General features: G+C 66.3%; 21 protein-coding genes. 3 read left to right on the forward strand and 18 right to left on the reverse strand.

The genetic code is table 11. From position 1 onward, the window contains the following. Nucleotides 1-11: 11 nt before the first annotated feature. The 3 genes from ACHUEU_RS15685 to ACHUEU_RS15695 all read right to left on the reverse strand — a co-directional run bounded on the left by ACHUEU_RS15685 (nt 12) and on the right by ACHUEU_RS15695 (nt 2660). On the reverse strand, nt 12-830 hold the full coding sequence (locus ACHUEU_RS15685) for a DNA methyltransferase (RefSeq protein ID WP_394217037.1): 819 nt from the start codon (nt 828-830) through the stop codon (nt 12-14). A gap of 58 nt (nt 831-888) precedes the next feature. Further along, complete coding sequence (locus tag ACHUEU_RS15690) at nt 889-1521, reverse strand: hypothetical protein (protein WP_394217038.1); 633 nt, start codon at nt 1519-1521, stop codon at nt 889-891. 65 nt (nt 1522-1586) lie between these two features. Further along, complete coding sequence (locus tag ACHUEU_RS15695; RefSeq protein WP_394217039.1) at nt 1587-2660, reverse strand: hypothetical protein; 1074 nt, start codon at nt 2658-2660, stop codon at nt 1587-1589. A 159-nt stretch (nt 2661-2819) separates the two neighbouring features. Here ACHUEU_RS15695 and ACHUEU_RS15700 point away from each other — a divergent pair, with 159 nt between their 5' ends. After that, entirely contained in the window at nt 2820-3962 is a 1143-nt protein-coding gene (locus ACHUEU_RS15700; protein ID WP_394217040.1) for an AAA family ATPase, read from the forward strand. A gap of 78 nt (nt 3963-4040) precedes the next feature. Here the strand turns inward: ACHUEU_RS15700 and ACHUEU_RS15705 are convergent, their stop codons facing one another. From ACHUEU_RS15705 to ACHUEU_RS15725, 5 genes are all read right to left on the reverse strand, one after another. After that, nucleotides 4041-4304 carry a hypothetical protein gene (locus tag ACHUEU_RS15705; protein WP_394217041.1) on the reverse strand — a complete coding sequence of 88 codons (264 nt, stop codon included), beginning with the start codon at nt 4302-4304 and terminating at the stop codon, nt 4041-4043. After that, a complete protein-coding gene (uriH, locus tag ACHUEU_RS15710) occupies nt 4304-5257 on the reverse strand; it encodes a uridine-preferring nucleoside hydrolase UriH (protein ID WP_394217042.1) in 954 nt (317 codons plus the stop codon). Before uriH ends, ACHUEU_RS15705 begins: the two co-directional genes overlap by 1 nt. Then, nucleotides 5250-6719, reverse strand: coding sequence for a uridine transporter UriT (uriT, locus tag ACHUEU_RS15715; protein ID WP_394217043.1), 1470 nt, complete (start codon nt 6717-6719; stop codon nt 5250-5252). The genes uriH and uriT overlap by 8 nt, the downstream gene beginning before the upstream one ends. 75 nt (nt 6720-6794) lie before the next feature. Continuing rightward, nucleotides 6795-7721 (reverse strand): carbohydrate kinase family protein, encoded by a 927-nt coding sequence (locus ACHUEU_RS15720; RefSeq protein ID WP_394217044.1) that lies wholly within the window; start codon nt 7719-7721, stop codon nt 6795-6797. Beyond that, entirely contained in the window at nt 7708-8634 is a 927-nt protein-coding gene (locus ACHUEU_RS15725) for a pseudouridine-5'-phosphate glycosidase (RefSeq protein ID WP_394217045.1), read from the reverse strand. Before ACHUEU_RS15725 ends, ACHUEU_RS15720 begins: the two co-directional genes overlap by 14 nt. A 102-nt stretch (nt 8635-8736) precedes the next feature. Here ACHUEU_RS15725 and ACHUEU_RS15730 point away from each other — a divergent pair, with 102 nt between their 5' ends. Then, nucleotides 8737-9672, forward strand: coding sequence for a LysR family transcriptional regulator (locus ACHUEU_RS15730; protein ID WP_394217046.1), 936 nt, complete (start codon nt 8737-8739; stop codon nt 9670-9672). 30 nt (nt 9673-9702) lie between these two features. Here ACHUEU_RS15730 and ACHUEU_RS15735 read toward each other — a convergent pair whose 3' ends face one another. From ACHUEU_RS15735 to ACHUEU_RS15775, 9 genes are all read right to left on the reverse strand, one after another. After that, nucleotides 9703-11835 (reverse strand): DEAD/DEAH box helicase, encoded by a 2133-nt coding sequence (locus tag ACHUEU_RS15735; RefSeq protein ID WP_394217047.1) that lies wholly within the window; start codon nt 11833-11835, stop codon nt 9703-9705. A 1-nt stretch (nt 11836) separates the two neighbouring features. After that, nucleotides 11837-12226 (reverse strand): hypothetical protein, encoded by a 390-nt coding sequence (locus ACHUEU_RS15740; RefSeq protein WP_394217048.1) that lies wholly within the window; start codon nt 12224-12226, stop codon nt 11837-11839. After that, the gene (locus ACHUEU_RS15745; protein WP_394217049.1) at nt 12223-13377 is read right to left on the reverse strand and encodes a hypothetical protein; all 1155 of its coding nucleotides are present in this window, start codon (nt 13375-13377) and stop codon (nt 12223-12225) included. Before ACHUEU_RS15745 ends, ACHUEU_RS15740 begins: the two co-directional genes overlap by 4 nt. A gap of 1017 nt (nt 13378-14394) precedes the next feature. Then, nucleotides 14395-16656, reverse strand: a complete 2262-nt coding sequence (locus tag ACHUEU_RS15750) for an ATP-binding protein (RefSeq protein WP_394217050.1) — start codon at nt 16654-16656, stop codon at nt 14395-14397. Nucleotides 16657-16912: 256 nt separating this feature from the next. Next, nucleotides 16913-17959 (reverse strand): hypothetical protein, encoded by a 1047-nt coding sequence (locus tag ACHUEU_RS15755; RefSeq protein WP_394217051.1) that lies wholly within the window; start codon nt 17957-17959, stop codon nt 16913-16915. A 52-nt stretch (nt 17960-18011) separates the two neighbouring features. Continuing rightward, the gene (locus tag ACHUEU_RS15760) at nt 18012-18566 is read right to left on the reverse strand and encodes a hypothetical protein (protein WP_394217052.1); all 555 of its coding nucleotides are present in this window, start codon (nt 18564-18566) and stop codon (nt 18012-18014) included. A 193-nt stretch (nt 18567-18759) separates the two neighbouring features. Continuing rightward, a complete protein-coding gene (locus tag ACHUEU_RS15765; protein WP_394217053.1) occupies nt 18760-19314 on the reverse strand; it encodes a hypothetical protein in 555 nt (184 codons plus the stop codon). A 3-nt stretch (nt 19315-19317) separates the two neighbouring features. After that, on the reverse strand, nt 19318-20781 hold the full coding sequence (locus tag ACHUEU_RS15770) for a RecB family exonuclease (RefSeq protein ID WP_394217054.1): 1464 nt from the start codon (nt 20779-20781) through the stop codon (nt 19318-19320). Between the two features lie 87 nt (nt 20782-20868). Next, nucleotides 20869-23931 (reverse strand): toprim domain-containing protein, encoded by a 3063-nt coding sequence (locus ACHUEU_RS15775; protein ID WP_394217055.1) that lies wholly within the window; start codon nt 23929-23931, stop codon nt 20869-20871. Between the two features lie 1076 nt (nt 23932-25007). On the opposite strand from ACHUEU_RS15775, the gene ACHUEU_RS15780 reads away from it, so the two are divergent. Next, entirely contained in the window at nt 25008-25427 is a 420-nt protein-coding gene (locus tag ACHUEU_RS15780; protein ID WP_394217056.1) for a VOC family protein, read from the forward strand. Here the strand turns inward: ACHUEU_RS15780 and ACHUEU_RS15785 are convergent. Further along, the gene (locus ACHUEU_RS15785; protein WP_394217057.1) at nt 25417-26010 is read right to left on the reverse strand and encodes a hypothetical protein; all 594 of its coding nucleotides are present in this window, start codon (nt 26008-26010) and stop codon (nt 25417-25419) included. The two genes, ACHUEU_RS15780 and ACHUEU_RS15785, sit on opposite strands and share 11 nt — an antisense overlap. Between the last annotated feature and the right edge of the window lie 417 nt (nt 26011-26427).

Raw genomic sequence — 26427 nt, forward strand, 5'->3', positions numbered from 1 at the left:
TACGAGCGCGCCTACACCGCTAAGCTAGCGCTCGCGGCGTAAAAAACCCCCGTGTCCACGAACCGGGGGTAGGCCCCGAATTCGATCAGTCCGGTCTCGAGCATGCGGTCCATCGACGCGTCGTTCATCCGCCACCCCCGCTTCGGCACCGGACATGGGCGCCCGGTTCTCGGGTGGGTGAGCTCGCGGAAGGATCTGCTCGCCTGTATGGAGGGGGCGCCGGGGTCGCCGACCCGGTACAGCGCTCCGGTCTCGTCGATCCGGTCGTACTCGGTCAGGCCCCGCGGCAGGCTGGAACGGCGTGGTGCCAGCCAGGCCCGGAACCGCTGCTGCGCGACGGCCCGGTCGCCGGCGGCCGTTCGCCAAGCCTTTGCGGCGGCGTCGAGCATGGCCTGGGCGTCATCCCGCGGCTGGCGCCACGTTGTTCCGGAGGCTTTGAGCGCGGCGTGGTTCTTCGCGTAGATGACGAGGTAGTCGTGGGAGACGCTGAGGAGGTGGGAGGAGTTGATGGTCGACCCGTCCCACACGACGGTCCCGACATGGTTGCCGGCGCCGAGAACGTCGTCGAGGAGGACGCGGAGGTGGTGGATCTCCCGGTCATCGATGGACGCGATCACGATGCCGTGCTCGGCGAGGAGGCGCGGGAGGTGGGCCAGGCGGGGTGCCATGAAGCCGGTCCAGTCCTCGAACCTGTCGGTGTAGCCGGTGACGACCCGGCCGCCGGTGTTGTAGGGCGGGTCGAGGTAGATCAGGTCGAAGGGGCCCTCCAGGTGTGGCAGGACGTCGAGGTTGTCGCCGATGTGGACGGGATGGGGCGCTGTGGTGGTCATACCCCTTCCCAGTGCGCGGGGGCAGACCCGATCTGCGATGTGCCGGTGCTCCGGCCGGTCACCAGTGCAGCGGACGAGGCGCGGTCACGTAGCTGTGCCGGCGCACGCCGATGCCGCGGAGGTAGGCGTCGCGAGCCGCTTCATCGGGGTCCTCGAACGACTCCTTGATCTGGTCCTCGGCTCCCCCATCATCGAAGGAGAACTCCTGGATGAGCTGCGAGATCTGCTTCGGATCCCCGTCGGGATCGAATCGTGCCTCGGTGCTGGCGTCGTTCCCGATGCCCGGGTAGGTCTCCTCGAAGTCGTAGATGAAGTTGGCCTTCCCGGTGCTCAGATCGAACGAGGCCTGGGACAGAGTGCCGTCGTTGCTGTCCTGGTTGTGGAGGTATTCGACGTGGATCTTGTCGGGCCCGTCCGGGCGCAGGTAGTACTCGCGGGGCCCGTCCGCGGCCGCGACCTCGAGCGCGCCTGCGTACCCGTCCCGTTCCGTGTCGATCTCGTCGCACAGGTTGGCGATGAGCTTCCCAGACCGTCCCTGCGCCCGCATCCCCTCGACGGGATCGGGCGTCAGCACTGCGATGTCGGCGTCCGTCCGCGCCAGCGATCCGAACTGACCGCCGTTGCCCCGCTCCCCCGTGTCCTTCTTCCTGAGGGTTCCGGCCGTCTCGGTGTCCTTCTTGGCGATCGTCATGATCCTGCCTCCATCTGCTGTCGCCGCACTGGTCTGTCCCCGTCAAGTGGGCGGGGCCCCACTCCTCACGCGGCAGAGGGTCGGCGCAGGTACGTGACCCCAGTAGCCAGGTCCTCGAGCACAGAGTGGAGGAAGGCATCGGCCTGGTCGCCATCGAGCCGCTCGAGCACGGTGAGCACGACGTCTCGGTCCTCGATGGTGCGAATGGCGAACACGGTCTCCAGCGGTGACCAGCTTCGGTGGCGCCACAGCGCGGCCGCTGCGTGGGCGTCCACGTGGTCGCCGTACTGCTCGAGGACGAATTCCGCGATCTCGCGGGCACGCCGGATCGCAGCCCTGCCGCGCGGTGTCGGCAGCCGGTACGCGAACGTCACCAGCTGCCCGATGGACTGTCCTCGTGCGGCGCGCTTCTCGACGAGCCGTGCGATCGACTCGGTGAGGTCGATCGGGCAAGTCTCCGGGTCGCGGGCGAACGCCGCCGTGGCGGTGGGGTCGGGATCCTGGTCGCGGCGGGCCTGGAGTTCGGCCAGCTCCCGTGCGTACTCGTGGGCTTGCTCGAGGCGGCCCAGGTGGTAGCCGCGGGTCGGGCGGCGCCCGATCGGGAAGGCGGACCGGACCTGGTCGGCCATCTCCTCGAACCGCTTCATCGACTCGATCCCGCCGGCATTCACGTGCTCCTCCCACCGGCCCATCAGGATCTCGCGGCCCTGCCCGGACTCGGTAGCCATGTACCGGCCATCACCCTCGGAACGGTGCCTCATCGCGCCACGCACGATGTTGTACACCAGCCCCTCCGGCACCAGAGCCTCCGCCCCGGGGCATTCGGCTTCGGCGCGCACGATCTTCGACATCGCGATCACGCACGAGTCCTGGACGAGGTCCTCGCGGTGGCGGCTCGAGTACGCCCAGGCCCGGGCTTGCAGATCGAACACGCGCCGGCACGCCCCCAGCAGCGTCTCGCGGTCGTGGACCCGCTCCTGCTCAACCTCCCGAAACCGGATCGCCTCCGGCTCGGGATGCACCAGGACAACGAGGGTTTGCGGTGCTCGGTGGGCGCTCGGGCAGGCCGGTTCGTTGCGCTCGTAACGCGTGACGATGTCGCGGTGGCGGGCCCGACCCTTCTCGGCTTTCGTCCTCATGAAGCGCAAGTGGGCGCGGTGGCTACCCGGTGGGACATCTACCGAGGCACCGCAGACGCCCCGCGAACCGCACGACGGAGACCGCGGCTCGAGCATCCCTTCACGTGTCGGACACTTCCCTACACTTAGGCCTATCTGTAGGCATGCGTAGGAGTCGAGATGCAACTGAGTCCGTACACCCCCGGCGAGGTCGCCCGTGAGGTCCCCGGTCGGGAGGCCCAGCTCCAACAAATCGGGGGCATGCTGACCCTCCCCGCACTGCACGGCAGATTCTCTGGTCGCATCCGGGTCGATGTCGGGCCCCGCGGAGTCGGCAAGACCAGTCTCCTGCGCCGCGTCCACGAGGACGCCTCCCGGCTCGGCCTCGCCCCTCTCTACGTCACGGCCGGGAACGGCCCCCTGGCCGCTGTGATCGCCGATGAAGCTCGCGCTCTCGTCAGTGAATGGGGAGTGCCGAGCGCCGCAAGCGAATGGCTAGACCGGCTCTCGGTCACGCTCGGCGTACCAGGGGTCGCGCAGTTCACGGCGGAGACGAGTCCTGAGGCCCCGTCGCCTCAAGCGACCCGAGCTTTCCGCGAGCTCATCGAGAAGACATCGAGAGAAGCACTGAGCCAAGGGCTCACGGGCATCGCTGTCCTCGTCGACGAGCTCCAGAATGCCGACGATGAGGGGCTGCGCACCATCGCCTATGCCTGGCAGGAGCTCCAGGGCAGCAGGACGCCGGCTGTCTTCGTCGCCGCGGGACTCAGCCACACTGCCGACGTCGTCACGGCAGCCGTCACCAGCGCCGAACGATTCCAGTTCCGCACCATGCGAGACCTGGAGGACCACGAAGTGCGCGAGGCACTCTCCCAGCCCGCTGCGGACCTCGGCGTGCGCTGGGAGACGCCCGCGCTCCAGGAAGTAGTCCGGCGCACCCAGGGGTATCCATACGCCGTGCAGCTCTGGGGAGACGCCATGTGGCTTGCTGCAGGATCCCCCGATCGCGAGGGAATCATCGGCGCTGAGAACCTCGACGCAGCACAGGCATCGGTCGACCAGGACATGTCCGCGTTGCACCGCGCCAGATGGTCGAAGGCATCACCCCGAGAGCGCGAAGTCCTCTCCGCGATGGCTCACCTCGGCAGCATCGACGTCGCCCGCGCTGACATCGCCGACGCCCTCGGGGTGACGAGCGGATCGTTGGGAACCGTGCGGCAGTCCCTCCTGGACAAGGGCATTGTCCAGATCGCCGGTCACGGCCGGCTCTCCTTCACCGCCCCGGGGTTCGCCGAACACGTCATCTCACTCGAAACCCGCTGAGCCAAGACGTCACGCCGCAGACTGTTGTCGGCCTCCTGTGCTTCGGCTGCTCTTGCGCCACAGCGGCTCGGCGAGCCCCTACATCACGTCGCCGATGGCGAGGGAGGTCATGTCTTCCTCCTTCACCGATACCTGGTGTCCGTTGCCGCCGACGAGCTGGTCGAGGACGTCGATGTTGGAGCGTTGGACCTTCTGGATGGTGTGGTCCAGGGTGCCGGCGGCGACTTGGCGGCGACGCTGCTCGCTGGTACCTGGCAGTGCATCGCCGGGGGAATAGTGGCGCGGCATCGTCACGAGCTGGTCGACATCGGTCGAGCCAATGACCGGTAGCCGCGCACCCATCAGCTCTCCTCGTGGCTCAGCACCCGGATCGCCTCGACCACCAGGTCCCAGAACCCGGCGTGGTCGAGTTTCGTGGCGACTTGGTGACGACAGTCCGCGGCAGCGGGGCTGCGGAAGTCAGCGACCGTCATGCCGACCGTGTGCTCACCGCGCAGTTCGACCGTTAGCGGCACCTTCCTGGTCTGCACGATAGTCGGGTCGATCAGGTAGGCGATCGTGCAGGCGTCATGGACCGGTGGGTCGGGGAAACCTTGGTGCTCCTGGTAGGCCTTACGGAAGAAGTCCATTAGTCCGATAAAGAACTCACCAAGTGGCGAGTCGATATCACGCACTTGCGCCTCCACCTTCGCGGTGGCCAAGGCTTGGTGTGTCAGGTCCAGACCGACCATCGTCAGCGGCCACTCCTCGTCGAAGACGATGTGCGCCGCCTCGGGGTCGACCCAGATGTTGAACTCGGCCACGGGGGTCCAGTTGCCTTCGTGATAGCCACCGCCCATCACGACCACCTCGCGCACCCGCTCGACGATGCGGGGCTCCAGCCGTGCGGCCAACGCCACGTTGGTCAGCGGCCCGGTGGCCACCAGGGTGACCGTGCCGGGCTCTGCAGCCATCAAGGTGTCGATGATGAAGCGCACCGCGTGGGTGTCCTGCGGCGGCCGGGTTGGCTCGGGCAGCTCGACGCCGTCCAGGCCGGACTCCCCGTGGATGTCCGGTGCGATCTCCACACGACGCACGAGCGGGCGGGCGGACCCGGCGTGAACTGGCACATCTTCGCGACCGCACATCACCAGCACGCTCTGGGCGTTGCGGGTGATCTTGTCGAGCGTCTGGTTGCCACCGACTGTGGTGATGCCGAGCAGCTCAATCGCAGGGTTGGCCAGCGCCAGCATCATAGCGACGGCATCGTCATGGCCGGGGTCGCAGTCCAAGATGATTTGGCGTGGATCAGACATTGTCGGTCTCCTGACTTGTGGTGACCGGGTCGGACTCTGGGGCGTGGCCGGTCACAACGTCGTCATCCTCCGGCTGCGGAATCAGGGTCGAGACCGCGAGGGCCAGCAAGAGCAGCACGGCACCAGCCAGTATGCCGAACCGATAGCCCGCGGCCGCGTCCACCTGATTGGTGACAAAGGTGTTGATCGCAAACAGGATGGCGAAGCTAAGACCGGCGCCAAGGTTGAAGGCACCAGAGTTCATTCCCGGCAGGTAGCCCTGGTTGTCCTTCGGGCTGAGCACGATGCCCAGGCCGTTGAGCATGATGTTGCAGATGCCGGCATAGGTGACACCGATGAAGATCGAGATCAACAACAAAACGATCGGTGTGGGGTTGGAGGTCAGGAACGCGGTGGCGCCCAGCCCGAGCGTGGTGAGCACCAGACCGCCCTGCAGCACGCGCTTGTAGCCCATGCGAGCGGCCAGCTGTCCGGCGATCGGGCCCATGATCAAGCCGGCAAGGGCATAGGGCGTCAGGGTCCACCAGGACACCTCACCAGCCGAAATATTGCCCAGGGCCGGATCCTGTGCGAGGTTAGGGATCAGGCCGTTCATCACTGCAAAGACACCGGTCATCGTCAGGAGGGTCGTCGACAGCAGCGCCCAGGTGCGGCGCTCCTTCAGATAGGTGATGGTTACCAGCGGGTAGTTGACGCGGGACTCGATCGCCCAGAAGGCGACGAAGGCGAGGGCGCCGAGGACGATCAGGGCACCGACAAGCAGCCAGTTGGCGTTGGCCAGCTTGCCGGCCTGGTCAAAGGCAAAATAGAGCGAGCCGAGCACGACGACCAGGGCGCCGACGCCCTTCCAGTCCATCTTGGTGCCCTCGGAGCTGCGCGATTCGATGGTGCCGGCCGCGATGGCGAAGACGGCGACCACGCTGACCGCGGCCATCACCCAGAAGACCGAGCGGAAGCCGAACGTCGCGGCCAGCCAGCCGCCCAGCAGGGCGTCGACGCCGGCGATGCCGCCGTTGATCGCGGTGAGGATCGCCATCAGCTTGGCATAGCGCCGAGGGTCCGGGACCTGCACGCGCAGCATGATCAAGGCCATCGGAACGATCGGTCCGGAGATCCCCTGGACTATGCGTCCCAGGCTCAGCACCTCGACATTCGGTGCCAGTGCGGCGATGACGCTGCCGACGCCGGTGAGCACGAGAATGCCGATCATCAGCCGTTTGCGCCCGATTAGGTCACCCCAGCGCGGCAGAAAGAGTGAGAACAGGGCGGCGGAAGCAAAGAAGGCGGTCTGCGACAGGCCGATCTGTGCAGACGTGGTGTCCAGCTCGCGCTCCATGGTGGCCAGCACCGGCGAGAGCATGGAGGCGTTGAGCTGGAAGGCGAAGATGGCCGCCAGCAGCGCAACGACCAGAGCGGGCACGCTTCCGGTCGTCCTGCGTGGCGACGGCGACACTGTGGACATCGGTGACTCCTGGGGTCAGGGTTTGCGGGGTCGCCGACCGCCGGAACCTCACGGGCTCCGGCTGTCGGCCTTAGATCAGGCGGGGTCGGACACGAGGGAGACGTCGTCGCCCTCGGTAGCGCCGGCGTGCGCTAGGACGCGGCGGGCCAGTGCGTGGGCGCTCTCGACAGCGGCCACCAGATCCGGCACGGGGCCGGTGTCCTGGAGAATGGCGGACAGGAACCCTGCGTTGAAGGCATCTCCCGCCCCGGTCAGGTCGCGCACAACCTCGGCAGGCTTGACCGGCACGGTGGCCAGCACGTCGCAGCCCCGCATGATGCGGGTAGCGTCCTTGCCAGCTCGGGCCAGCAGCACACCGTCAAGCCGCTTCAGCAGCGGGCCGGGTCCCGACTCGTCGGCCAGGCCGAGCATCTCACTCTCATCCTGGTTTGCGGAGATGTAGTCCGGCTCGAGTTCGACCATCAGGTCGACGAACCCGTCCTGCCCATACAGGTCGATCATCCCTGTGGAGGACACGTCGAAAGAGAGCTTGCCGCCGGCGTCCTTGACCGCCCGGGCAGCCCCGATGACGCTGGAGGCGGTCGGCTCGTTCTGCAGGGAGTATCCGGTCATGTGCAGGATCTTGATGCCCTGGAGCCACTTCGGCTCGACCTCCTCGAGCAGGCCCGAAGCGCCACGGGAGGGAAACATTTTGCGCTCCCCGTCCTCGTCGATGATGACGACGATCATGCCGGTGTCCCCACGGCGCTGCAGCCGCACCTCGACGCCGTGGCTGGTGAGTTCGCGGTCGACGACGAGACCACCAAGGTCGTCACCGACGCACCCGATGAAGCGGGTGGGGTGACGGGGAGCGGCGAACGCCGCGACGTTGGCGGCAGAGCCGCCCCTCGTCATGCTGATCTCCGACTTCGTGTCCGTGGCGTGGCGTACCTCTTCTTCCGTCCACACGACGATGTCCTGGACGATGTCGCCTATGACGCCGAGCATGTCACTTTCTCCCATTGCTGGAGTCCAGCGCAACGGCGACCTGGGCCGCGACTCGCGCGTTGTTGCGATAGAGGGCCACGTTGGCGTCGAGGCTGGCGTCGCCGGTGGCCTGGCGGATGAACTCCAGCAGGAATGGAGTGACTTGTTGGCCGGTGACGTTCTGCTCCTCCAGCGCGGCCCATGCCTTCTCGATCACGGCATCCAGGCCGGTGGGGTCCAACTGCTCTTCGACAGGGACCGGGTTGGCTACCAGGACGGCAGTGGACAGCTCCATCTGCCGCTGGGTGCGATAGATCGTGGCGACTTGCTCCGGGCTCTCGACGCGGTGCGACACCTCAAAGCCGGAGTCGGCGACATAGAAGCCAGGGTAGGCGTTAGTTCGGTAGCCGACGATCGGCACGCTAAGGCTCTCGAATCGCTCGAGCGTGGCATGGACGTCGAGGACCGCCTTGGCCCCGGAGCTGACCAGGACGATTGGACTCTGGGCCAACGCGAGCAGGTCGGCGGACTCGTCGAAGTTTTCACTTGCGCCGTGGTGCACGCCACCGAGACCACCGGTGGCAAAAACCTTGATGCCGGCGCGGTGGGCCAGGAAGGAGGTGGCCGCGATTGTGGTGCCGGCGTTCTTGCCGTTAACCGCACCGATGGCCAGCTCGCGGATGCTGGACTTGATGACGTCGTCGTCATTGCTGAGCTCGACGATTTGGTCCTTGGTCAGGCCGATGGTTGGGACGCCACCGACGACACCGATCGTGGCGGGCACCGCACCGGCGTCACGGATGATCGCTTCGGTCTCCTCCGCTACCTCGATGTTGCGCGGGCGCGGCAGCCCGTGTGTGAAGATGGTCGACTCCAGCGCGACCACCGGGCGGCCTGCGGTGACGGCCTCGGTGACCTCGGGTGCGACGTGGATGAATCCGGTGCTCATGGGGTGTCCTCCTTGACGGTGAAAGCTTGACGACGGTGAAAAGCAATTCACTTCACGGTAGGAGCAGGTGCCGCCGCGGAACTAGATCCACTTTCGGATCGAGTGATAGAGTTCCTCTATGAGGCGGTTCTGATGGACTTCTCGTTGCGGCAGCTTCGCGTCTTTCATGCCCTGGCGCAGACCGGGCACTTCGGTCGTGCGGCGGAGTTGTTGGGCCTGTCGCAGCCCACGGTGAGTGCCGACATACGTGCTTTGGAGCAGGCACTGAAGGTCATGTTGTTCGTGCGCTCCCGAGCGGGCACAGTCCTGAGTGATGCGGGGGCGGCATTGCTGCCATTGGCGGAGCAGACCCTGGCTGCTGCGGGTGAGTTGGCTGAGGAGGCAGAGCGGCTCGGGCAGGAGCCCTGCACGGTGCGGCTGGCGGCGACGCCGAGCCTGATCAACCGCCTGGTGCCTGCGTTGCTGCAGGAGCTCGAGGAGCGGGCTGCCCCGGTGCACGTCGAGGTGGTCGAGGTGGCGACCGGCGCCCTGGAGCGCACCCTGGCCTCCGGCGAAGCCGACCTTGGCGTGGGGCACTTTGTGGAACCCTCGTCGCACTCCCGTCAGGCGCTCGTCGCCCGGGACGAGGTGTGCGTGCTAACCGCCCTCGGCGACCTTGACCCGACGGTGCCGGCGCACCTGCACGCATTGCGCGGCCGGCGGCTGCTGATCTGGCCCCGGCGCCAGCACGACGACTACTTCGACGTCCTCGTGGGCGCCTGCCGGGAGCGGGGGTTGGACCCCGAGATCATCGAGTCCGCCGGTGCCGTTTCCGGTGCGCAGTCGTACCAGTTGCGCAATGGCACCGCCTTTTCCCTAGTACCGTTCGACTTCGCCCGCGAGGCGTCGCCGACGCTCTCCTACGCCCCGCTCGACCCGCCGCTATTCATCCCGCTGCAGGCGATTTGGCGGTTGCCCGTCGCTCGTGGTGTGGGTGAGGTCGTGACCACGTTGCGCGAGGTGCGGCGGGGGAAGGCCATCGCGCGATCCCAACGGTGAGGCTAAGCATCGATCACGACGAGCGCAGACTCAAAGACCGGTGACATCGCCGCTGTTCACAGCACCTCCGGCGGATCGGCAGCATTTGAGCCACAGCGGTTCGGCGAGCTCCCACATCACGTCGCCGATGGCAAGGGAGGCCATGTCCGCTTCCTCCACTGACACCTGGTGTCCGGTGCCGCCGACGAGCTGATCGAGGACGTCGATGTTGGCGCGTTGGACCTTCTGGATGGTGTGGTCCAGGGCGCCGGGGGCGACCATGGTCGTGACCATCACGGTGCGCTTCTGGCCGATGCGGTGCTGGCGGTCCACGGCTTGGGAGACGAGGTCGGGCAGCCATTCCGTTTCGACGAAGAGGGCGTCGGAGCCGCGGGTGAGGGTGATGGCGACGCCGGCGGCGACGATGTTCGCGAGGATCACGGCGATCTTGCCATCCTGGTAGTCGCGGGTGATGCGGTCGCGTTGGGTGAGCGAGGTGCTGCCGTTGATGACCGCGTGCGGGACGCCGAGCTGGTCGAGGTGCGCATCGAGCGTGTCCATGACGACCTGGTGGATCCCCCACACGATCAACGGCCGATCAAAAACCACCTCTCCCCCGTCATGGCTGGTGGAGTCGACCCAGTCGGCGATGTACTCGGCGGCGGCGGGGATCTTCGCCAGGCCGGCGGCGCGGCGAAGCATCGACACACAGCCCATCTGGTCCGAGCACCAGGCACGCACCTCCTTCTCGGACGGCGCCTCGCCCAGCTCCCGAGTCCGTTCGCGCAGGTAGGCGGAGATCTTGACCTGGACGTCTCGGGCGGCGGTGCGGTACTCGGACGTGGGGACGTCGACGACCATCGTCGAGTACTGCTTCTCCGGCAGGTCCGGGAGGACCTGGTCCTTGGTCCTGCGGACCCACACCTGCTCGGGCAGGATCCGTCCGAGCTCCGGGAGCAGGGGCTTGTACGGGACGACCTTCTCGATGGTTTGCCGGCCGACGGGGATCTCGTAGGTGCGGGTGTAGCGGGACATGAACGCTGTGCGGGAGCCGAAGATCGGCTGCAGCTGTCCGGTGATCGCCAGCAGCGAGGGCAGATCCGCAGGGTTCGACATCACAGGGGTACCGGTCAGGACCATGCGGTCCGTGACGGTGGAGGCAAGCTCCCGCATCACCTTCGCCCGCCTCGCGTGCCAGCTCTTCGCCCGATGGCCTTCGTCGTAGATCAGCACGTCCGCGGACCAGATCTTCAGATCTTCGAGCAGGGGGCGTCGGGTGGGGGCGGCGAGCAGGGAGTCGGTGACGATGACAATCCCGGTGATCGGCAGTTCGGGGACCTTGCGGCCCGGCCGGATCAGCACGATCGGTGCGTCGTCGAGATGGGCGGGGACGTTGCAGCGCTGGATCTCGGTGGCCCAGTTCGATTGCGCGACCGGTGGGCACACGATGATCCACCGCCGGGCGCCGAGGAGGACGCTGGCGAGGATGGCCTGGACGGACTTACCCAGCCCGGGCACGTCGGCGAGGAGTCGGCGGCCGGCGGCGACGCACAACGCGCCGATCCGCTGGTAGGGGTACGGGGTCATGCCGAACCAGTCGGGCACATCGCCGACGGCGTCGGTGAGCAGTTCGATCTCTCGCTGGAGTCCGTCGGTTCCGGAAGCGCCGGAGAGGTTCTGCACCGCGTCGGCGACGGTCTGCGGGTCCTCGATCAGCCCGGCGGTCTGCGCCCCGCCACGGCTCCCCGATTCCCTGTCGGGCCCGCGATCGCGGAGCGAGTCCGACAGCAGGTGCTCGGGCCAGTCCGCAACAGCTGCGGCGGGTGCTGTGAACGCCCCTGCAGCAGGGTCGAAGACCGCATCGTCGCCGAGCTCGTAAGCGATGTCGGTACGTGCGGCGAGGCGCGGGAAAACGCGCACTGTTCGGTCGCCGGTGTCGATGACGAGCGGGTCCTGCAGTGACGCGAGCGTCTCGGGCAACTCGAACGCGTCCAGAACCATCCCGGCCCCGGCCAGTGCCTCGAGCATCGGTGATGTCGGGGCGGACGCGCTGCATCGTCCCGTGGCGTCGTCGACATCGATGCCGTCGATGGTCCGCAGGAGCTCGGCAAGGTCTCCCCCGGCTGGCACGATGAGTTCCAGGCGAGGACGCTCCCGGGTGCCGACCAGTGCTGCGAAGCGCACGTCAGTGCTCGATGTGCTGGGTGGGGTGTGGCCACCGGCGTCGCCAGGCCCGCGCCAGGACGATCCCGTACCCGCCGATCAACAGAACGATGCCGTACAGCGGCACGGCGGTGAAGAATCCGATCCACACCAGCACGTACTCGAACCAGTGTTTCCGCTCGAGGCCCGAGATGCCCATGACGACGGCGCCGGGCAAGATCGCGAGGACCAGGACCAGCACGGAGCTCCCGGACGCCTCGGTCACCATCGACATGACGATCAGCCACAGGGAAGCCGCGCTGACGCTGGTTGCAAACGGCAGCACGTACCCACTCACAGTCGCCGCCGCAGCGCGCGTTCGTCGCGGGTCAGAGCCGGTGGCGGTGCGGGTGCGGGCCGAGGAAGTGCTCATGCTGGGAACCTCCAAGAGGCCGGGGTGAAGTAGAAAGGGTCTGCGACGGGCAGCGGCTCGATGAACAGAGCGATCAGCCCCGAGAGCAGGTCCAGGTGACCGATGCCGATCTGCTGCGACGCCTCACGCAGAAGTGCAGGGAGTGCCGCTCGGGACGCTTCCCGTCGGGCGGCCTCAGTGGCGGCGAGAGGGCGGCGAATGCGGTCGAAGTCCGTATACATCTCAACCCGGCAGTCCAGGAACGCCTCGAACGCCGTGCTGACTGCGGAAGTCGCGGACGCCGGGACGCCGTCGCGGGCGCGCGCTCGCAACCTGTCGAGGTCTCCGGAGCGGGCGGCAGGTCGCGGAAGCGGTCGCAGCGCGGCACTGGCCAGCACCCGGGGGATGTCCCGCTCGGGTGTGGAGAGCGCGAGCATCGCTGCCACGTCATCTCGGTTCCAGCCTGCCCAGAGCAAGTCAATCGACTCGCACACCGATCCGTCGACCCCCTCGAGCTTCCCGGTGAACAGCCGGCGTGGCGCAGCGGGGTCCTCCTCGATCCACACCAACAGGTCCGCCCGTTGTTCGTGGGTGAGGGCCCAGGCACGCAGTGGAGGCGAGCCGAGAAGCTGATGGAGCGCTGAGGCATGCACGACGCGAATGGTCGCGCTGGTCGCCGGCAGACCGCGAATGGACTCATCGACCTCCGGCACCGTCCGTGCCAGGACGGCATCCTCCGCACTGGCAAGAGCCTCATGCTCGAGCACTCCCGGGCAGGCCAGCTCTCTGGTCTCAACGCTCATCTCCCGCAGGATCCGGGTCGTGCGCATCGTGCCTATGACCTTGCCGACCCAGCCAGCTGCCGACGACAATCCGTCCGCAAAGCGGCCTGGATCCAGATGCCCGTCGTTCTCTGCGTCGCCGAGTGCGTAGCGGACCAGCATAGACGTGACGGCGCCGGTGACCTCGTCCCTCCCACACGTCTCCGCCAACCGACGGTGGTGACGGTGGCACATCAGCAGGATAGCCCCGCTGTCGAATGCAGTAGAGAGAATTTTCGCGGCCGCCTCACCACGCGTGAGCGAACCCGAGTCACAATGCTGTCCGAGGATCTGGGCGTGTTCGTCCAACAGCCCGGAGGCCGCCGAGCGGACACGAGTACGCGGGTTCATGTCAGAGCAGTGGGCGAAACAGTCGCCTCACGGGCCGAATCAGATCACGATGCGATGCAGGCAGAGCCTTGCAGACGACTCACCACACGACGTATGGAAGATTCCGCCTCCTTCGCGACATCTAGGCTAGCCTTAGCGGGAGATTCGATCCGCATAATTGCCACGGAGAAACAACGACTATGGACGACGCTACAATTAAGCTACCCGCACAGGCACCGCAACAGAAGAAGATGGATGAAACCGCCAACGATTCAACTTTGTCCTCTAAAGGACGAAACGATAACGGGAATAGCAGAGATCCAAAAGAGCCCGCAAAGCCCAAGGTGACGAAGGCTGGGACTTTCCATGCAGCCTCTATTGCTATCGGTGTATTCGGATCCTCGGTCGGCGGCGCGCTAATTGGTTCTGGAGTTAGTGCGCCCACCGGACCCTCATGGCCGTTCTGCCTGGGCATAACCTTGGTTGCCGCCGGGTCGATATTCTCCGTCTTCGCAATTCACTTCTCGCAGAAGAACAGCTATTCTCACGACCAGCGACTCCTTACCACTTTGGCCGCCCTGCAAGATTCCATTAATACGCTCACAGACCAAAGCTCCACACATAATATAGAGTTGACTCGAATGGGTCATAGCCTCGAGAGGTTGGGCAAACTTCCCGAACGGGAGCGACCCACCGAAGACGCCCCCACAAAGAGCGGGGATCCACACGCTGGCCTTCGGGGCTGGGAACTACTGAAGGCCGAGGCGAAACGAGTTTGTAGTCGCTGATCTACTCGCAGTCCTCACCATCGTAATGGCCTGGGAACGCGTCTTTGGTCAGCGTGGGCGCAGCAATTAGCGCCTTGCGAAGCGCTGGCTCGCGGCCCCTCACCTTTTTCGGGTGGAGCACGAAAGGGCGAGCTCAACACGCATGAGGGAAACCATCGCGAACAGATCTGAGTGTGACCGACCCTTAGCGGCGAGCCGCCTCTTAGGGAACTTCTCCAGCAGAATGCAACACGTTTAGTTCACGAACAGGTCAAATGACGATGCGCCTTTCGCGACGTGCGCGGTCCAGAGCGTTGGTAGAAGACTTGGCCAGGAAGCCCGGCGGGATCTTAATCTCCACGTCCACAGCGCGGTCGTCAAGGTCGCAGTACAGGCCGATCACCCCGCGGATCAGTCGGACGCGGTTGTCCTTGTCGTCGTACTCGAACAGTGGCTTGCGGCTGCCGAAGTTCGCCCCGCCCTTCCCGATACGCTCCGGTGCGGTCGTGAACCGCAGACGCTCCGGGGTCGGGTCGACGCCGAAAAGTTGGAACGCGGCTTCCGCTTCCTTGGGGTCCTTCGTGTGCAGGATGATCCCGCGGGCGATGTGATTGGTCAGGTTCGCTTCGATCAAGTCGGAGATCCGCTGGGTGAACAGGACCGGGAAGACCTCCAAGGAGCGGGCGAGCCGGCCGAGGCGCTCCATCTCCTCAACCCCGGCGCCGAGGAACACCCAGGCCTCATCGAGCATCAGTACGCCGCGGCGCCCGCGGAGCGCTTCGGCAGATCCGAAGACCATCATGCGGATCAGCGCGGCGGAGACTCGTTGCGTCAGACCCAGGGTGCTCTGGTCGACGCCCATCGGGGGTAGCTCGAGGTTGGCGTTGCCGACCTTGACGTAGGTGATGCCCTCGGCGGCACTGAGGGCCTCCCCGTTGTCGCTCAGACCGACCATGGCGCCGAACAGGGGGTCGTTCCTGGACTGGCGGAGGATCGGGTTGACGAGCTCCGGAGTCGCTTTCCCGTCTGCCAAGGCGAGTTCGAGCCCGGTGCCAATGACCTTCGCGCCGCGCGCGACTCCGTACTTCAGGGCTTCCTGGAGGTCGGCTTCGAAGTTCTGCGTCGAGTGGGGCCAGAGGTTGACGGCATGCAGCATCGAGACGGCCGTGTTGATTCCGTCGCCAGGCGTCTTCGAGAATCGCAGCGGGTCGAACACGCCCGTTCCGCCGGCACCACCCAGTCCCCCGGAGCCTCCGGCGAAAGAGTCGAGGGAGAACGTCGTGCCATGCTCGCCGAACGACTCGGAAAGGTCGCTGCCCTTCTTGGGGTCGATGACGATGACGGGACGGTCTTCGAGCGCGTACTGGTGAGCCAGGTACGCCATGCTTATGGTCTTCCCGCTGCCTGAGCTTCCGACCACCGCCCCGATTGGGTAAATGTCCTGGTCAGAGGACTTTGTGGCGCTCATGAGCGCTTCCTGCCGGTCACTGACCGTGAACCCGACGTTCGCGCCCTGCGCGTCGCCGACCGTTGCGAGCGAGGCGATCCCTGAGTAGGCCGCCGTTGAGGATGGCAGATCCATCAGATGCGGGTTCGCGCGCACCGGAGAACCGATCCAGGACTCTGCGAGGGCCAACGGCTGGCGGTTGTCCATCGGTGCGACATCGAACGCGGTGCCGTTGCCGAGGGTGTCCAGCCGCTTCTTGCCCTGCCCGGTGAAGGCCGCGACCACGCTCGTCTCCACCAGCGTCGGGAACGCCTTCCCGGTCGAGTAGGCGCCCTCGACCGATTCGAGGGTCTGAACCATCTCCTCCTGCTGCTGATCATCTAGCTTGCCCTGAGCCTTCGCGTTGCGGATGTCGCGCAGGTAGCGGTCCCGCTGCCGGCGCAGCTCCTTGCGCGTGATCGGACTCGGCTCGATTAGCCCGCGGATCGACACCATCACGGCGCCCCGGTCCAGCAGGGTCGAGGCCCAGGTGCTGAGCGAGTTCGCCGCGCCCTGGAACGGCAGGTCCAGCCCGTAGACCGATCCCATGCGCAGCACGTGATGGCCTTCGATCCCACTCGGCCAGGAGGCACAGGAATCGACGTCGTGGCGGGCGGCGGTCTGGGACCCGGACACGGTACGGAAGACGTGCAGGTGATCGGCATGGGGCAGGAGAGAGGCGCCAGTGGATCCGCCCGCAGCCCACCAAGACTCGGCCAGGTGGAAGTCGCGCGCGGTGGGGATGGTGAACCCGGAGCGGGTCAGCATGTCTCCGACGTCCTCGAAGTCCTGCTGGTAGTCGGCCATCGGGACCTCATACGTGGTCATCGAAGTCGCCACCGAGTCGATGACGTCCCCGATGCTCCGGTCCGCGCCGCCGACGACGTCGTTGAGCCGGGTGCCCATAAGCAGCAGCCGGTCCTGGGTGCGCTCCTCCCCGAACCACTGCTGCAGCGTCTCACCGTGACGTGAGCCTTCCGGGGGCGAGTACCTCCGCGGCAGGTTCACCAGCAGCAGGTGGAAGGGACGGTAGCGTGCGCGGGCCATGGACCGTCGCGCGGTCGTGTACGGCGTCTCGGCGGCGAGCTCTTCGATCGCGGCGGCGATCGGGTCACCGACCTCGAGCGCCTTGCCGTGGTTCTTCGCGTCCTTCACGGGGGCAAGCGGTGCTTTCCGGTACAGCCACAGTCCCCCGCCGACGGGGAGCACGCGACCGTCGCCGTAGCGGGCCCTCGTGGCCGTCGGCATCTTCGGAACCTTGTGGTCCTCCAGGCGGACGTCTCTCAGCGGCGCGGTCGCCATCTCACTGGTGTCCTTCCGTGGTCGGTGCCGGTTCGGCGGTCTCTCCCCCACCATCGGAGGGACCCGAACGGCTCGTTGTCGGATCGTCCACGTCGCCGTCCAGCGAGACGGCGTTCTCGTAGTCGCTCAGGCCGGTCCCGGATCCAGTCGCGCCCCAGGCGGTCACGTACGGTGCGGACGTGTCTGCTCCGCGCACGAGCACGTCGTACTGGACCGTGGTCGAGGCACCCCCGTCACCGTCCTCGGCGTTCGCGTCGGTGAGTTCGACCGAGACGGTCGCGACGACGGTCGAACTGTCCATCTCCCCGCTGTCGCTGACGGGCGAAGAGGCCTGGATGATCGACACCGAGGTGACGTCGACTCCGGTGAGGGTGGAGTACATGTGGGCGGGGTCCTCGTCGCGGGTGGCGAGCTTGAGCTCGTTCGGGGAGGTGGCCAGCGCCTGCGCCCATGAGGAGATCGCGTCGGTCGTCGACGCGGATGCGCCGGTGCTCTCCCACCCTTCGGTGGGTTCGGTCGGTTCCCAGTCGGCGACGGCGCTCGGTGCCAGTGGTGTCACCGTCGGCGTGGACAGCACCTTCACCCCTTTGGATGGGGAGTAGGCGGTGCGGACCGCGGCCCGGTAGTAGACCCCGTCGGAGGTGTGGAGGGTGAAGTCGTGGGTCATCAGCTGGTAGCCGATGTCCTGCTCTGTTGCCTCGACGTCCTCGATGTTGCTGGTCCCGTTCCAGGAGGTGATCTTGGCGCCCGCGAACACGGACTCGTCATTCGCGAGCCACTGCTCCAGGGAGCGTTCTGCCTGGGTGCGGCCGGTCTGGGTCGCCTCAACCTGTGCGGTCCCGGGCCCCGTGTTCTCGACCCCGTTTAGGACGATGCTGAACATGAGGATCAGGCCTAGCACGTTCAGCGGGGCCAGGATCACGCTGGCGAACACTGCCCGGCGTGCGGTGCGGTAGCGGCGCTTGCCCCGGGCTCGCGCGGAGGGGTCCGGCACGGCCTCGGCGGTGTCGAACAGGTCATCGACCTGATTGCGTCTCCTGGTCGGCATCCGAATCCCTCTCCCTGTCAGCTCAGCGTGCGTAGCGGCCCGGCCGGCGGTCTCACTTGGCCAGCAGGGCGAGGAGTCGCTGGAGGGCGCCATCGTCAATCTCTGCTGCACGGACCGGGTCCACGAGCACTAGGGCCGCATCGGTCGACTTCGGGGGGAGCTGCCCCGGCAGCGCCTGGTCGGAGAACGCATCGACGAGCTGGGTCAGTGCCTGCAGTTCCGGCTGGGACATGCCCACCAAGTGCACGACGGCCTCGGGGATGCTGCCGGCCTGGATGATCGTGAGGTCGGCGACCGCTGCCTCGAGGGGCGAGGTCTTCGCGGCCATGATCTCGGTGGTCAGATCCGCGATACCGGGCGAGCCTGCACCGGTGAGTTCGGCGGCAAGGAGGCGCGTGTCGTCGTCCGTCTCGGCGATCTGCTCGGCCTTCACGGCGATGCGTCGCAACGAGGCTTTCACGGTCCGGGATGTGGGCCGGCCCCGCTTGCCCGCACTCTTCGCCGACGGGGTCCGGCGCTTGCGGGGCTTCGGCACCGCAGGGGCGTCGGGCTGGACCTCGGGTTCGTCTGCCTGGACGGGTGGGCCGAGGACGGTCTGCTCGCTCATGAATGCTCCTCACAGGTGCACGGGTTCGGTGTCGGGATCGGTAGTGGGCGGAGAATTTCGTACTCGTCGCCACGGCCACCGACACCCGCCCACTCACTACCCCTGGCGGAGCATGGGGAGGGGCCGCACCCGCCCCTGGTGGAGGGATGGATGCGGCCCCGATGAACCCCCATTTTCGTCGAGGGTGGTCTGGTCACGCGGCGATGGACTGGCTGTCCGCGTCGAAGTGGGTGTCTTCGCCGAGGTCCATGAGGTGCAGGACCACGCGGGTCTTCTTGTCCGGGTTGTTGGCCCAAGGCTCGAGGATCACCCACAGCAGCACGCGGTGGCCGATCAGGGCCTTCGCCTCGGAGGCGAGCATCAGCCCCTCAGGGTCATCGGTCCGCTCGGTGCGGGCGATCTCGTAGCCCGGCTCCACCCCGTCGATCTCCTTCTTCGTACCCGTGTACAGCAGCAGCTTCCCGCGAGTGGAGGACTTCTCCCGTGTCACCTTCACGATCGTGCCCACGAAGCGCTTCAGCTCCAGGCCATCAGCGCCGCCGGTGAGCCGGTCGATCAGCTTCCACGACGTGGAGCCCTCGGACAGTTCGGCGACGAGCTCACGGATCGCCTTAGACACCGCCACCTGGCGGGGCACGGCCCGCTCGATGCCGGGGACCTTCACGAGCCCGTCGTCAGTGACCTCGAGCTTCGCCACTCGGTCGTGGGCGGCCATGATGATCTGGACGTGATCAGTCGTCGCGGTCATAGCTCAGGCCTCCTTCCGCATCGGGGCGATGCTCGCGAGGGTGTCGATGTCGGCGGTGACCTCGTCGGTCCCGGCCAGGCGCACCGCGGCAGCGGCGATCGAGCGGGTGTGGCCGGTGGTCATCTTGATCCACGTCGCCCACGTCTCGGCGTCTTCACCGAACGGCGGGGGCACGGAGACGAGCACGGTGCGCAGCACGCCCCGGATGCGGGTATTGGTGCCCTCCTGGAACGAGGTCGACCCGGACAGGCCCTCCTGCACGTCGGTGACGATCGAAGCGAGCACGTTCGTCATGGCGTCCACGGCGATGCGCTGGATCGGGACGCCGTGGGTGCCCAGCAGTTCGTAGGCCAGGCTGGAGATGCCGAAGTAGCCGGTCGCCGCGTAGCTGGCCCCGTTGAGCTTGCCCCGCACGACCTCCTCCCACGGCTTGTCCTCGGCAAGTGCGTGCTCGGCCATGATCAGTTCCTCCATCGAAGTCTCCGTCGTCTCTCCCGGCTCTCCCGGGGACATCACGGCAGTGGGCGAAACTTGGCCCTCGTGGGACGGTGCTAACGGCTCGATCTCGATCAGATCCGTCGAGCAGAGCGCGGTCTGGGACTCGGTGCGATCAGTGTTGAACTTCGAGGCCTGCGCGGCCGGGCACAGGTTCACCAGGGGGCACCACCCGCACAGCGGTCCGGTCTGGGTCGGGAACATCGCTGCCTGAACCATCTCGTTGTGGGTGTCCCAGGCGCGGGCGAACTCCCCGACGGTCTGGGCGACCCGCTTCTCAGAGACGGCGATGATCCTGGACTTCCCGTGGCGGGTGTAGTTCACGCGGCCTTCGATCACGGGCTCGTCCTGGACCTTCCGCAGCCCGGCGGCGTAGAGACGGATCTGGTCTCCGTGGTCATCACCGTACAGCTCGAGCTTCCGCTTGTCCGGGATCTTGTTGCTGGTCTTGTGGTCCACCGGTCGAAGGCCGGTCCGTCCGCGTGCGATGACGCGCTGGGTGAGGTCGACGAAGCCGATGAACGGCACTCCCCCGAGCTCGATCCCTCGCAGCGGCCATTCGGTCGCCACCACGTCCACCTCGCGCGGGTCTTCGATGTCGAAGATCCCCTGGTACTTGCCGATCACGTCGGCGATGAACAGCTGCCGGGTCACCGGGTCACTGAGTTGGGGGAAGTCGCCATGGCGCCACTGTGCGACCATCGACAGCAGGATGTTCGCCGCCCGCCGCCGAGTCCGCTTGCCAGCAGGTAATTTGTACAGCTCCTCGAGCACGGAATGGACCGCCGTGCCCTGCGTCGTCGCGGCGAACGGATCCGGGGCCTGCTCACCGAGGAGCTTCCCGAACGCATAGCCTGCCGCGCAGTTGTGCGTGAGCGCTTTGGCGGTCGAGGCGGACAGCGCTGTGCGGCGTACTCGGGCCAGGTCGGTGGCGTCGAGGTGCAGGCCTTGGCGGGTCAGTGTTGAGACCATGCCTGCTCCCTTCGTGATGATCGTGGACCTGGTGACAGTGGGCGAACCCGTCCCCTGGCAGGACACCCGCCCTCGCGTGAGCCCTCGTCATTCGTCGTCGAAGAGGGTGGCCACGTCGATCGGGACGCCCCGCACCCGGGCCCCGCCGGTCCGCGTCTCCACATCCCCGGTCCGGAGACCGTCACGGACCCGCGGCTCCCAGATCCCCTCGGCGACCAGTCCCTCGTGCCAGACCGCCTGCCAGCTCGTGCGTGCCGTCTGTCCGGCCGGGATCAGGTGCCGGGCATGCTGGCGAGCGACCTGGAACGCGTCGCGGTTGAACACGATGACATCGCGTCCAGAGGCGCGAGCATCGGCGACGTAGCGTCCCAGGAGCTCCCCGCGGGGGTCTCGGCCTGCTGGCCATCCGAGGCGCAGGTTCAGGCTCGGGTCGTTCGTCGGTGGTGCCCCGACGTCCTTGGGCACCACGGACTCCACGTACCCCTTCTGGCTCTCCAGCAGGTATCGCAGCGAATCGACCAGGGCGTGGCCGGCTGTGCGCTGCTGCTGGGTGCGGGAGAGGTCCACGGTCAGCTCCGCGAGATCTTCCCGCATCGCCTCGATGCGGGCGAGGAACGGTTCGTCCATGTCGAGACCGATCGCGTACTGCTCGAGCAGGGCGACGCTGAGGAGGTACTCGCTCATGATCTGTGAGTGGCGGGTGGCGTTGACCTTGCTGCCAAGCGCTGCCTCCACGTGGCGCTTGGCGTCGCGGGCTGAGTCGTCCCGTTCTAGCACGAACGTGGTCCGGACCGCTGGGTATCCGGAGCGGGCGGACCAGCTGCCCATCCAGCGCAGCATCTGGGCGGACAGGCGGGCCTGGTCGCCACGTGCGAGCATGTCGTTCAGCGTCGCGAGCGGGTCGGCGGTGGCGGAGTTGATGAATCCTCCCCCGCCGTCGGAGTACAGCGTCAGCATCCGGTCGCGGACCGAGTCGATCTGCAGCTCGTTCTCGGCGGTGACGACCACGAACGCGCGGGGAGGGTTCTGCACGCGGGTCTTCATGTCCGAGGTCATGCGACCCTTGCCGGCGCCGTTGAACGCGGAGCGGACCATGGCCTCGAGGTCGCTGGTCTGCTTCTCCCACTGGCGCTGATCAGAGTTGGGGGCGAAGTCATCGATCACCCACATCATCGACTTCGACACCGAGTTCTCCATCCACGCCCTGGTGTCCATGGCCGAGCCGGGCAGCCGTTCGGCGCTCCAGGCCCCGCCACGGGAGGCCCAGAACCCTTGGATCATCGAGGCGAGCCAGGACTTGCCCGAGCGGCGTCCGCCGACGATGTACAGGACGCTGTGCGGTGTGATCGGGACGATCGGGCGGATCCCGGCGAGCAGGGCGACCATCCCGAAGCGGGGGTCGACGAATGTGTCCGGTGACGTGTAGGCGTCGATGATGCGGCGCAGCAGATCCCGCTGCTGTTCCGGGTTCATCTCTTCGTCGATGACGCCGAAGTCGTCGATGGTGGCGAACCCGTCGGCGGTCAGGCCGGCCTGGGCGCGCTCGTCGCCCTCTCCGGCGGGTCCGATCACCTGGCGTCCGGCGATGAACGAGGGGATGCCGTCCTTGGTGGGGACCCAGCCTTGGCAGCCCCAGAGCACGTCGTCGGTGGTCTCTGAGGCGCGGTAGTCCTTGATGGCGCGGGTGAAGTTGATTCCGGAGCGGCGCGGCCAGGACGGCAGGGCGGAGACCTTTGTGGGGATGTCGGCGCCGTAGCGGGTCTCCCACTTCGCGGGATCCTCATCCAGCATCGCTTTGGGACCGCGGATTGTGGCGGTATCGACCAGACCGTCGGGGGTGCGCCACTGGACCGCGACGACCACCTGGCGCTCGGTGCGGGAGACGGCGCCGGGGATGATCCGTCCGCCGTCGAGCTCGTCCGCGGTGGGCAGTCGGAACTCTTCGAAGCTGACCAGGCGTCCGCCGAGGTCGTCGATCTTCTGCCAGCTCTTCAGCTCGGGTCCGCCGGCGGGGTCGGGGCGGACGGTGCACACCTCGATCGCGAACCCGTCCTGGGAGACGCGGGTCTGGCCCTTCTCGCCGGTGTCGTCCACGGGCCGCTCGGGCAGGTCGGTGATCTGCAGAGCCAGGGCATCGCTGAAGCGGCCGGAGTAGGCCAGGAAGTCGTCGATGCCGCGCTTGGGGTCCACGGTCTCGTCACCGCGCGGAGACAGGTCGATCAGTCGCGTGGAGGCGACGTTGCGTTTGGCGAGGAAGTCCATCAGGCCGTAGGCGGCGTCCCAGACGGCGGCGTTGCGGGCGATATCGCCGTCGAAGCAGATGATCGCGTCCCGGTCGCGCATGCTCACGGTGTTCCACTCGTCGTTGCGCCGCCAGGACTGCACCCCGGGGATCGCGAGGACCAGGATCCGTTTCGCCACCGGGATCGCCGTGAGCAGTTCCTGCAGCTGCTGAAGGGGGTCGGTGGCGCCGACGGCGGTGCGCAGCGCCTCGCTGGTGACGCCGCTGTCGCGCAGGACGGCGGTCAGGACCGAGTCGGCCTTGACGACGCCTTCGGTGAACAAGATCGGGACCGTGGGGTCGGCGAACCATGCCCGCGGTGTGGCGGGGTGGGCGTCGATTGCGGTGCCGGAGCCGGCGAGGAACATGTACTTCGCCCAGCTGGACCCCGCGGGCGGGTCGTTCTCCGGGCGCAGCTGCAGCGTGCCGAGGATCGGTTCACCCCGGGCGATGGAATCCATTTTGAAGTAGGGGATCTCCATCCACGCGCCTTGCCGGGCAAGGCTCAGCAGGTGCCGGCCAGGGTTCCGGCGTCCGTCGAACCCGAAGCGGCGCAGGGAGTCCTTCGCGTCGTCGGTGCCGGAGATCGTGCGGTAGCCGCGGGCTTGGGCGACGAGCGGAGCAACGATCGAGGATCGCAGCTTCGAGACGGACACGTCTCCGATGGAGCCGGGGTAGTGCGAGGCGGGGAAGGGTTCTTCCCGCATGGCAGAGATCGCGGTGTCGATGTCGGCGACCGACAGGCCGTCGTCCTCGTCGAACGCGGCGTCGTCGTTCTCGTCGGCGGCCGGGTTCGGGACTGCGGGGTGGGCGTGGACGTCCTGATCGGCGGGGTGCTGGGTCTGAGCGCGCGGATCCGGGGTGTTCATGGTGCCCGCAGTGGGCGGAGGCGAACTCTCGCAGGACGCTCGCCCACAGATCGACTAGCGCCAACATGAGCCAACGGAGCGTTCGTGCAGGTCATCTACACTTTCGGCGATTTTCTCCACCCCAACGCCAACGCGCTCCACCCATCAAACGTGCAGGTCAGTTCGCGTTTACCCCCATATCCCACATCTCCCACTATAACCTTTATAGAGAAGTAGGTAGTAGTAGTAAGAGGAGATACGAAACCAGATCCCCTATACGTATGCAGTTTCCGGCGCGCAATGTGGGATTTGGTGTCAAACGGGGTCTGACCTGCACGAATACCGACCTTCGGGTGTTGGCGCTCCGTTGGCGCTGTTGGCAAACCTGGATTGACCTGCGGTTTTGTAGGGGTCTTCGTTGGCACTGTGCCAACGTGCACGCCTCGACAGGCAGGATCCCCGCCCGCTCGACGGTCTGCACCACCTCAGGGGCGTCGATTGTTTACCAAGGTCATCCAAGGTTTGTCAACGGAGCGCCAACATCCGCCTTCCCTGCGAGATTCGTCTGTTCGTGCAGGTCAGAAATAGTTTTCGCCGCTCGTCCGGCGAGGGCAGTGCCACCGTGGTGCCAACGTGTAACGTGCAGGTCAGCTGGGGTTTGCGTACATATCCCACGTTCCCCGGTATGACCTTATAGGGGAAATGCCTATCGGTCCCCGAAAATGGGTTCTGACGCCCGGGGACACCATTCGTGCAGGTCATTCCGGGTTCGCCAACGGAGCGCCAACATCCGGTGGTCGTGCGCGATTCGCCCGTTTGCGCAGGTGGGACCTGGTTTCGAGCTCCGAACGGAGACAGCAGTGCCACCGTGGTGCCAACGCAGAACGCGCAGGTCAGCCCGCGTTCGCCCACATATCCCACGTTCCCCAGTATGGCCTTATAAGGGAAATGTCTATCGGCCCGGGCGCTGAGCTCTCACTGATCGGAACATCAAACGGTGCGCGAGGGCTCGATCCCGTTCGCGTCAACCGCTCGATGCAGGGCACGGGATGGTCAGCTCCGGGTCCGTCGAGAGGTTCGCCTGGCACCATGAGGACGTGAACTCACCGTCCGTGGATCCCGATCTCGTCCCCGAACTGCTCGTCAGCAATACCCAGGCGAGCATCGCGTTCTGGTGCGGGCTCTGCGGGTTCCAGATCAAATATCAGCGTCCCAAGGAGGGCTTCGCCTGCATCACGCGTGGGAGAGCGCACCTCATGCTCGAGCAACGCGGCGTGGGCCGGAACTGGATCACGGCGCCGCTGGAGCCGCCTCTCGGACGAGGGGTCAACTTCCAGATCAGCGTGGACTGCCTCGATCCGATTCTCACGTCCCTGGGCGATGCGGATCATCCGCTGTTCATGGTGCCGGTGGAGATGAGGTGGGCACGCGCTTCGGAGCGTTTAATATCGATCGCTCGCGCTGCCATGTGGTCCCGATCACTTGTCGCTCAAACCTTCGTTCAAGCTACTGGATAGCAGACTCAAGTTTGCGTGCGAGTTCGCAGAACTCGATGGCCTGTTCCGCACTCATCTCGACACTGTCATATTCGTGGGCGATTTCGTTGCGGATGTTGTTCAGCCGGCGGGCCCCTTCTGCCTGCTCCTTTGAGAAGACTCCCTCTCGTACAGCACGATCGATCAGGCCCCGAAGGGACTGGATACGGGCGCCACGGCGCATAGCCGGGTCGTCGTCAACGGGCAGTCGACGACGAAGCACAGACTCGAAATGCGCTGCGGCTGCAAAAGTCGCCGCCGGAGGGTCGATGGATGCGATCTCTTGCACGCGCCGGGAATGCTCGGGTAAAGCTCGAGATTCTGTGGCATTTACGGCGCCGAGGCTACCCTCGATAACCTCGCGTGCGTCGGCGAGGTCTTTGCCGATCTTGCGCATAGTCAGTTTGACCCCTCCGCTACCTGCCTCGACGGTTTCCACTCGATCAGGGTCTAAAAAACCTAGGATCTGACGGCGAAAGAGAAGCACGATAGTAATTACGGTTATTGGCCAAGCGAAGTTTCCGGTCAAGTCGAATACGGCCTCGGCCCATTCCAGATAGTCCACTCTGGCACTCTACCTGCCGGTCCCTCGGACGGGGACCAGGATCCACATACGCAACCTGCCCCTGCTCGGTTGCCTTGACGAGCCAGCTTCTCTGATGGACGAAGGCCCAGACTCCTCTTCCTCGCAAGCTCCAACTTCCGAAATGTGGATGACTTCCACTGCTGATTGTCTGGGTCCCTTACCCCGTTGCACCCTCCGATCGGCGTCTTGTCACCCGAGACGAAGTGGGTCGCGAGGAAGCCGGCGTGCGGCAGCTCCTGGTCATGGATCCCGACGGCTACCTCATCCGGTTCCAGGCGTCACTCGGCCCTCGTGATTCCCCGGCTCGAGGCGAGCCCAGCTAGGGCGTGTCTCCTATTTGCGTAGCCAGGCGATGACGGCGCAGAGGACGACGCTGGCTCGGTAGGTGATGGCGTG

This window comes from Brachybacterium vulturis (assembly GCF_043641765.1).
In the GTDB taxonomy this organism is placed as follows: domain Bacteria; phylum Actinomycetota; class Actinomycetes; order Actinomycetales; family Dermabacteraceae; genus Brachybacterium; species Brachybacterium vulturis_A.

Bases quoted from the DNA above. Each gene is read 5' to 3' on its own strand.
- ACHUEU_RS15685 (WP_394217037.1), bottom strand. From the start codon at position 830: ATGACCACCACAGCGCCCCATCCCGTCCACATCGGCGACAACCTCGAC.
- ACHUEU_RS15690 (WP_394217038.1), bottom strand. From the start codon at position 1,521: ATGACGATCGCCAAGAAGGACACCGAGACGGCCGGAACCCTCAGGAAG.
- ACHUEU_RS15695 (WP_394217039.1), bottom strand. From the start codon at position 2,660: ATGAGGACGAAAGCCGAGAAGGGTCGGGCCCGCCACCGCGACATCGTC.
- ACHUEU_RS15700 (WP_394217040.1), top strand. From the start codon at position 2,820: ATGCAACTGAGTCCGTACACCCCCGGCGAGGTCGCCCGTGAGGTCCCC.
- ACHUEU_RS15705 (WP_394217041.1), bottom strand. From the start codon at position 4,304: ATGGGTGCGCGGCTACCGGTCATTGGCTCGACCGATGTCGACCAGCTC.
- uriH (WP_394217042.1), bottom strand. From the start codon at position 5,257: ATGTCTGATCCACGCCAAATCATCTTGGACTGCGACCCCGGCCATGAC.
- uriT (WP_394217043.1), bottom strand. From the start codon at position 6,719: ATGTCCACAGTGTCGCCGTCGCCACGCAGGACGACCGGAAGCGTGCCC.
- ACHUEU_RS15720 (WP_394217044.1), bottom strand. From the start codon at position 7,721: ATGGGAGAAAGTGACATGCTCGGCGTCATAGGCGACATCGTCCAGGAC.
- ACHUEU_RS15725 (WP_394217045.1), bottom strand. From the start codon at position 8,634: ATGAGCACCGGATTCATCCACGTCGCACCCGAGGTCACCGAGGCCGTC.
- ACHUEU_RS15740 (WP_394217048.1), bottom strand. From the start codon at position 12,226: ATGAGCACTTCCTCGGCCCGCACCCGCACCGCCACCGGCTCTGACCCG.
- ACHUEU_RS15745 (WP_394217049.1), bottom strand. From the start codon at position 13,377: ATGAACCCGCGTACTCGTGTCCGCTCGGCGGCCTCCGGGCTGTTGGAC.
- ACHUEU_RS15750 (WP_394217050.1), bottom strand. From the start codon at position 16,656: ATGGCCCGCGCACGCTACCGTCCCTTCCACCTGCTGCTGGTGAACCTG.
- ACHUEU_RS15755 (WP_394217051.1), bottom strand. From the start codon at position 17,959: ATGCCGACCAGGAGACGCAATCAGGTCGATGACCTGTTCGACACCGCC.
- ACHUEU_RS15760 (WP_394217052.1), bottom strand. From the start codon at position 18,566: ATGAGCGAGCAGACCGTCCTCGGCCCACCCGTCCAGGCAGACGAACCC.
- ACHUEU_RS15765 (WP_394217053.1), bottom strand. From the start codon at position 19,314: ATGACCGCGACGACTGATCACGTCCAGATCATCATGGCCGCCCACGAC.
- ACHUEU_RS15770 (WP_394217054.1), bottom strand. From the start codon at position 20,781: ATGGTCTCAACACTGACCCGCCAAGGCCTGCACCTCGACGCCACCGAC.
- ACHUEU_RS15775 (WP_394217055.1), bottom strand. From the start codon at position 23,931: ATGAACACCCCGGATCCGCGCGCTCAGACCCAGCACCCCGCCGATCAG.